Annotated in this window: 6 protein-coding genes and 1 pseudogene; 4 read left to right on the top strand and 3 right to left on the bottom strand. The window is 44.0% G+C overall.

Going from position 1 to position 7,161, the window contains the following annotated elements; all coding sequences use genetic code 11:
• A pseudogene (locus ACUVJL_RS34260) lies at positions 1–326 on the top strand (hypothetical protein); the annotation flags it as partial.
• 301 nt (positions 327–627) lie between these two features.
• The gene (locus ACUVJL_RS34255) at positions 628–975 is read left to right on the top strand and encodes a hypothetical protein (protein WP_445249905.1); all 348 of its coding nucleotides are present in this window, start codon (positions 628–630) and stop codon (positions 973–975) included.
• Positions 976–1,476: 501 nt separating this feature from the next.
• Here ACUVJL_RS34255 and ACUVJL_RS34250 read toward each other — a convergent pair.
• From ACUVJL_RS34250 to ACUVJL_RS34240, 3 genes are all read right to left on the bottom strand, one after another.
• Positions 1,477–2,436 (bottom strand): DUF362 domain-containing protein, encoded by a 960-nt coding sequence (locus ACUVJL_RS34250; RefSeq protein ID WP_445249904.1) that lies wholly within the window; start codon positions 2,434–2,436, stop codon positions 1,477–1,479.
• A 166-nt stretch (positions 2,437–2,602) separates the two neighbouring features.
• Positions 2,603–2,929, bottom strand: coding sequence for a hypothetical protein (locus ACUVJL_RS34245; protein ID WP_190658683.1), 327 nt, complete (start codon positions 2,927–2,929; stop codon positions 2,603–2,605).
• Between the two features lie 173 nt (positions 2,930–3,102).
• A complete protein-coding gene (locus tag ACUVJL_RS34240; RefSeq protein ID WP_445249907.1) occupies positions 3,103–4,527 on the bottom strand; it encodes an aspartate ammonia-lyase in 1,425 nt (474 codons plus the stop codon).
• Positions 4,528–4,898: 371 nt separating this feature from the next.
• Here ACUVJL_RS34240 and ACUVJL_RS34235 point away from each other — a divergent pair, with 371 nt between their 5' ends.
• Together ACUVJL_RS34235 and ACUVJL_RS34230 are read left to right on the top strand one after the other, a co-directional pair.
• Positions 4,899–6,764 carry a hypothetical protein gene (locus tag ACUVJL_RS34235; protein WP_445249903.1) on the top strand — a complete coding sequence of 622 codons (1,866 nt, stop codon included), beginning with the start codon at positions 4,899–4,901 and terminating at the stop codon, positions 6,762–6,764.
• Between the two features lie 245 nt (positions 6,765–7,009).
• A partial coding sequence (locus tag ACUVJL_RS34230) for a helicase-associated domain-containing protein (protein WP_445249906.1) occupies positions 7,010–7,161 on the top strand: 152 nt, incomplete at its 3' end.

Genomic DNA, 7,161 nt, shown 5'->3' with positions numbered 1-7,161 from the left:
CCCGCCCGTCCAAAAAGGACGGGCGGGACGCCCATCCCACAAACTTGTGGAAGTTATTTAATTCTCATTCCTTAGAAGGGCTTGAGAAAGTAGTACGTCAACAGAGGCTAGAATATGTCATCCCTAAAATTGCCCTTTTTTTATCCAAAAAGTCATTAAAACAGTCACGCGGGCGCAAGCGCACGCTTAACAGTGGTGTAGGGCAGCTCAAAATCACACAAAAACAAGCAAACCGCCTGGGCGTGGAGTCTTACAGCCGTAGGAGTCCTGTGCTAGAAAAATGCTGTCTTCTACTTTCATCTGAGCGAGTCATATCAAAATGCTGAGGTTGACCTGGCCACCCTCACGAGTGTTAAAGTTGGTCATACCACTCAATACAGACTGGTGCAGCGTCAAGAATTTTCCTCTCCTCAATCAAAACTAGCGATCGCACCAGTCAGCATAGATGGCGGTAAAGTTCGGCTGCGATACTAGCGAGGACTTCCATGTCAGTGGCGCGATTATAAGATAGTGCGCTTGCAAGACCTTTACTATGGTGCTTTCTTCCAGGGTAACTTAAGCCTCACTGATTGGGGGTCAATAGTCAGTGGCTAACTACTCCTGTAATGTGTTTAGGAGATGGTCACGATGGTGCGCGTGAATTTATTCAAGGAAATTGCTACCACTTCACAACGGCAAGAAATCCTAGACTGGTATCACCTGAAAGAAAATCTGTATAAAGTTTGTGGCGATCCCCAACGGATTAAACAAGCTGAGGCCTTGTTATGGCGTGGTCGGGTAGATGATGCGGGAGCCATTTTTGACAACTGCGATCGTCGGCAAGTTGTTAATTTCCGTGCCAACCTAAAAAAACATCGTCTGGGCCTTGTGGACTATGAGACAAGTCAGGAATTGCAACCAGGTTCCATCGGTTCGCCAATGGTAGAATCAGCAGTCAAGCAAATAGGTAGAAGGCTCAAAATTTCAGGAGCGTAGTGGAAATCTGAAAATGTTTCTCAAATGCTACAACTTCGTTGTGCCTAGTTGAATGGTGAATTTACAGTTTAATGTTTTTGCAAAATCGGGATGCTCCCAACTGGATTAGACCTTTATTGTTTCATAACAGGTCTGTTTTATCTGTCCCTATTATCGGCTATCTACGTATAAGTGTCAATAAGCTTTTTCGATATTTAATGAATCTTTATAATTTCTCAGTCAATTATAAAGACGATCGCAATTTTAGGGTGAATTTTGTTTAAATAAACTGCAATTATCAGTATGTGTACTAAAATATGATCCTCAAACTGCTTCGAGGTAGCAAGAATGATCGCAATTTCCCAATACGGCGAGACAAATGCTTTAAACCATAGATTTATGACAAAGTTATTGAATTGTTCCCTAAATACATAAATTGTCACATTGGAATAAGATTTCTTCACCATTAACAAGGCGAAGGAGAAGGAATAAAAAAAACAAATTTTACCCCTTCTCTCTTCGCTAATGCGAAGCCTTGATGCTGAACTTTTCTTTGATAAACCGGATATAAAAATGCCTGAAAGTAGACTGAATCACGCGAGGCATACCAAAGTCAATCGGCATCAGACTTTCGGGCAACTTCCAATCCAAAACCTTGAGAGTTTCCGGCTGCAAAAGCGGAAAATCAATCGCCTCTAAATTCGAGCAAAGTCCCAATCTCATCGCCGCAGCTACAGTGGGAACCGCCGCCGGATCAGCATTAATAATTTCAACTAAAGTTCTGTCCAAAGCAAACACATCATCAGAGGCGCCCAAAATTCCCAAAAACTTAGGTTCGCCGCCACTTGGCCCGTTACCTTCGTGACCGATAATGCCATCCAAAATCGTCAAATTTGGGTTAATTGCCCGGGCAGTTTCTACCAGCATTTCACCGAATCTGGCGCTATCTTTCCCAGCTTCCATGTGCCACCAAGCCTTCATTTTACCAGGCACGCAGCCGAACAAATTTTTGACGCCCATTGTCACGGTTAATTGAACGTGAGATTTGAGTTTTGGCAAATTAATCACTACATCTGCTTCCATGGCTTCTTTGCAAAGAAGCAGATGATTGAAATCTTCGCTGACAGTTTCGTAGCGTTTTCCTTGAAACTCAACTACTGGCAAATTCAGTTCTTCCAACAGCGGCAAATAACCGTTGGCTTTGGCTACACCCATGGCGCTACCAAAAGCCGGACTATCGCCTAAAAATGGTTTTCCTCCCGCTTCAATGACCATTTTAGCCACGCAGTAAACTAATTCCGGGCGGGTGACGCATTCTTTTGTAGGGCGAGAACCTGTCAGGAGATTGGGTTTGAGTAAAACCCGATCGCCCGATTTGACAAAAGCCGAGATTCCGCCCCAGGGTGCGAGCAAATTTTCTAAAGATGCTTGCAAGATTTGGCGATCGTATGAATTGGCACGAATTAAACTAACAGCAGACATAATTTTTAATTCTTTTCTAAGGGAAATGGGCAATTAGGCATTGGGGATTTTTCCTGGGACTTACGTACAACTTCTATGTAGGGTGCGCACTGCGCACCTTACCGCTTGTCAGCTATTACTACTCACCGATTACCAATTACCCCTTACCGATAACTAGCAACTCGGTTTAAGTATTCGTTGTCAATCTACCAACAGCAGCCCGCTGCATGGTACTAACTCGCAGCGAGTTAGAGAATACTCCTTGACCTTGCAGTTCAGGGATAGCAGGTTTTACTTCCACTTTCACCAACCGGGCAGTGCAGATAAAAACCGTTTGATCGACTAAATGAAAAGTCAACCAAGGTTGATTTAACAAATGCAGCACTTCCTCTTGAAATTCTTGTGCAGGCATCGGGATAGTAAAGGTTTCCGTGTGACCTTCCACATAATGAAATGTCACTTGAGTTGTGTTCTCTTTATCTTGAGTTAATTTGCCAAAAGAACCTGCGCGCATAAATTTTGCTCCCCAACTTTAGACTATAAAAAAAATCAGAATTAACTCTCAAAAAATTGAATTCTGAATTGTTTAACTTTAACCTGTGCTCGGGCTTAGGCAGAACTCAAAAGGCAGAATGCAGAATTATATCGAGTTCAGCATTCTAGTTTCTACCTGATACCTTCTTGAGCCTAAACGTTACCAGAAGATGCCGGCATCGCACTCATTTTCTCTAAATCTAGAACTTTTGCCAAGTCTTCTGCACTCATTAAACCCCTTTCTAGCACAATTTGCCGCAAAGATTTGCCTGTTTCTAGAGATTCTTTGGCGACGGCGGCGGCGTTGAGATAGCCGATGTGAGTGTTGAGGGCGGTAACGAGGGCGAGACTGCCTTCTGCGTAAGCGAGACACCGTGAGCCCTTTGCTTCTATTTTTTCGAGGCATTTGGTGCTCAGGGCGCTGATGGTATTGCCTAAAATTTCGATGCTGTGAATCAGATTGTAGGCGATCAGGGGCATCATCACGTTCAACTCTAATTGTCCTGCTTGGGCGGCAAGGGCGATCGCGCTATCGTAACCCATAACTTGAAAACAAACCATCGATGTCATTTCTGCCATCACAGGATTGTATTTTCCCGGCATAATTGACGAACCGGGTTGCACAGGAGGGAGTTGAATTTCTTTCAAACCCGTTTTCGGCCCTGAGTCCATCAAACGCAAGTCATGGGACATTTTAACGCAATCCTGAGCGAGATTTCGCAGTGCACCGGACACATTTACAAACGGTGCCATACTCTGCATAGCAGCCATTAAATGCCTTGCTGGTTTCAGGGGTTGGTCGATTAATTCTGAGAGAATTTCAGCAACTTTTTGACAGTATTCTGGATGAGTATTTAAGCCTGTTCCTGCCGCACTTCCCCCCAATCCCAGGGATGTCAAATCATCGGATGCCCTGTCAATTCTCAAGATATGTTCTCTGAGAATTTGCCCCCAAGCGCCGAAGGTATCGCCCAGTCGAACCGGCACAGCATCTTGCATATGAGTGCGGCCGGATTTAACAATATCTTTGAATTCTTCGGCTTTTTTTTCTAAGGCGACTACGGCATCCGACAAAGCAGGAAAAAGAGTTTTTTCTAACGCCAACAATCCGCCGATCCGAATCGCCGTCGGAATCACATCATTTGTCGATTGACCGTAGTTTACATGATCGTTAGGACTAACGCGCTTGTAATTACCTTTTTCCTCGCCCATAATTTCCAAAGCGCGGTTTGAAAGAACTTCATTAACGTTCATGTGGTGAGAAGTTCCGGCGCCTGCTTGGTATACATCAACTACAAATTGATCGCGCAATTTGCCCCCTAGTATTTCATCTGCTGCTTGGACAATTGCTTGACTGATGTCTTGGGGGATGCAGCCGAGTTCGCCATTGGCGATCGCCGTAGCTTTCTTAATTAAAACACAAGCATCAACGTATGTTGATAAAGGCTTAATGCCGCTGATCGGGAAATTTTCAATAGCCCTTAGAGTTTGGATGCCATAATAGACATTAGATGGGATTTGTTTGTCTCCCATAGAGTCGCTTTCGGTGCGGTAGCTGATGGTTGGGTGTTCGCTCATATCGCTTTGTTTGTGATGATTGGGAATTGGGATTATTTTAACGCTGCTGACTGTCACTGCTGTTTTACCGCGCCGGCGGAATCAGTAACATACAAGTCACGATTGTAAATAATTATCTCACACTCCGAGTTAAATCTCACAAATCAAATTTTCAATTAATATTTTTCCAGAATTTTGTGAAGAGTAGTTGTGTAATAACGAGTTTTTTAGATGACCTATTTTTGTACTTTATTAGATAAAATTTGCCTGTTCAACAATAAATATTAAACCCTCCTTCTGATTTTTGTAACAAAAATTCAAATTACAAATCGGGGAAAGTTGTTATATTAGGTAGCACAAACAATTTTGCAACAGGCGAATTGCCAAAAATTATGCCGCGTTACCAAACCCTAGATGATGTTCCTACCCTCCAAGAGGCACTCGAAGGAATAATTGTTGAAGATTTAAAAAAGCTGAATGCACTGTTGTCGGGCGATCGCAAATTAACCCGCAAAGCTGACCTGGTTGCTGGGATTAAAGAGCAAATGCAGGGACAAAAACTCAAGCAAGTTTGGGCGCAATTAGACGACCTGCAAAAAGCGGCCGTAGCGGAAGTTATACATGGGTCAGGTGGTGGCTATGATGCCGATGTATTTGTGGCGAAATACGGACAAGAACCAAACTGGGGAGAGAGCGATCATTATGGATACAGCCGAGAACCATCCATACTATGCTTGTTCTTCTACGGCACTGCGATACCCTACGATCTTGAAGAAAAATTGCTGAAGTTTGTGCCAAAACCTCAAGCAACTTCCTTAAATCTGGTTGGCGATGTACTGCCAGATAATTTTATGATTCGTGTAGAAAAACATAACTTTCGTACATCTCAAACAGAGGTATCCGAGTACGAACTTCCTTTGACAATTTTTGAAATGGAACGGGTAGCCCCAAAGGATTTTGAAGCAGTTTTGCGTCTGATTCAGTCGGGCAAAGTTGCCGTTAGTGAGAAAACCGCATTACCTGGTGTCACAACTCTGAAAGCGATCGCCGCCGTATTGCAAGGGGGTGATTTTTATAACGACGAACAGCGCCAAGCTACCTTGGAAAAGGGCGATATATTCTACGAGGTTGGTAACATCAAATCCTTTGCTTGGGCCGCGATCGCCCAAGCGAGCAAATTCGCCGAACTATCGGGCAAAAAGCTAGTTTTGACCAAAGCGGGACAGAAAGCTTTGCAAGAATCACCTGCCAAAGGATTACAGACAGCATGGAAGCGCTGGTTAAAAACAAACACTTTTGATGAATTTCGCCGCATTGATGCGATTAAAGGACAAACCGGCAAGGGCGCGCGCGGCATGACAGCGGTGGCGGGGCGGAGAGAGGCGATCGCCTCAATTCTAGCAGAATGTCCTGTCGGTAAATGGATTCTGTTTAGCGAATTTAGCAGGTATATGTTGGCAACGGGCAATCGGTTTGAAGTAACGCGCGATCCCGACAATCTCTACATTTCTGAATTTGGGTATGGTAACTTAGGATATTCCGGCAGTCATGATTGGCATATTCTGCAAGAAAGATATATGCGCTGCCTGTTGTTTGAGTATGTTGCTACTCTGGGAATAATTGATGTTGCCTATGCCGATCCGTCCCTCGTACCCAGCGATTGTGACGATCTTTGGGGAACGGACGATTTGAGATTTCTCAGCCGCTACGACGGCTTAATCTCTTTTCGCCTGACAGCTTTGGGGGCTTACTGTTTGGGATTGACTCACAATTACACCCCGCCAGCAATTGAGTTCCGTCAAACACTCCGCGTACTGCCCAATTTAGATATTGTTGTAGCAGGAGAAGGTATCGCGACATCAGATGCGATCGTCCTCGATCTCTATACTAAAAAAGTTTCAGATGTCGTCTGGCAACTCGATCGACAAAAGCTATTTACCGCCATTGAAGCCGGATACCCGCTAGCAGAATTTAAAGAAGTTTTAGAGACAAGAAGTATCGAACCGCTACCCGAAACCGTACAGCAATTTCTGACGGATGTTACAGAACGATCGAATAGTTTGCAAGATGCAGGAACTGTCAAGTTAATCGAATGTGCTAACGCCCATTTAGCAGTGTTGATTGCCAATGATTCCCGTACCAAAAAATTCTGTCAGCTAGCGGGCGATCGCACTTTAGCAGTTCCATTATCCCAGGAAACTAAATTTCGCAACGCCCTGCGGCAGATCGGCTACGTCTTACCCCAGCGGGATAAATAGTAAGATCGATAGATTTTAGATTGTAGATTTTAGATTGTCATCAATCAACAATCAACAGTCAATCGATTTTAGATTGTAGATTTTAGATTGTAGATTTTAGATTGTAGATTTTAGATTGTCATCAGTCAACAGTCAACACTCAACAGTCAACACTCAACAGTCAACACTCAACAGTCAACAGTCAACACTCAACAATCACCTGACGGTACAACCGGAATTGATATTATCTGCGATCGCAACAACCTATGAATTATGTTCCCGAAAATGCTTTGATCGTGCAAAGCGATCGATCGATCTTACTAGAAGTTCACGCCCCCACAGCACAACAGGCGCGAGAAGCGATCGCCCCCTTTGCCGAATTAATTAAAAGTCCCGAACACATCCACACCTATCGCAT

The sequence above is a fragment of the Microcoleus sp. OTE_8_concoct_300 genome, assembly GCF_031383065.1.
Classification (GTDB): domain Bacteria; phylum Cyanobacteriota; class Cyanobacteriia; order Cyanobacteriales; family Microcoleaceae; genus Microcoleus.
The sequence above is the reverse complement of the archived record's forward strand: the minus strand, read 5'-3'. Positions and strand labels throughout refer to the sequence as shown.

Excerpts from the sequence above, each read along its gene's own strand:
- ACUVJL_RS34255 (WP_445249905.1), top strand. The coding sequence starts at position 628 with ATGGTGCGCGTGAATTTATTCAAGGAAATTGCTACCACTTCACAACGG.
- ACUVJL_RS34250 (WP_445249904.1), bottom strand. The coding sequence starts at position 2,436 with ATGTCTGCTGTTAGTTTAATTCGTGCCAATTCATACGATCGCCAAATC.
- ACUVJL_RS34245 (WP_190658683.1), bottom strand. The coding sequence starts at position 2,929 with ATGCGCGCAGGTTCTTTTGGCAAATTAACTCAAGATAAAGAGAACACA.
- ACUVJL_RS34240 (WP_445249907.1), bottom strand. The coding sequence starts at position 4,527 with ATGAGCGAACACCCAACCATCAGCTACCGCACCGAAAGCGACTCTATG.
- ACUVJL_RS34235 (WP_445249903.1), top strand. The coding sequence starts at position 4,899 with ATGCCGCGTTACCAAACCCTAGATGATGTTCCTACCCTCCAAGAGGCA.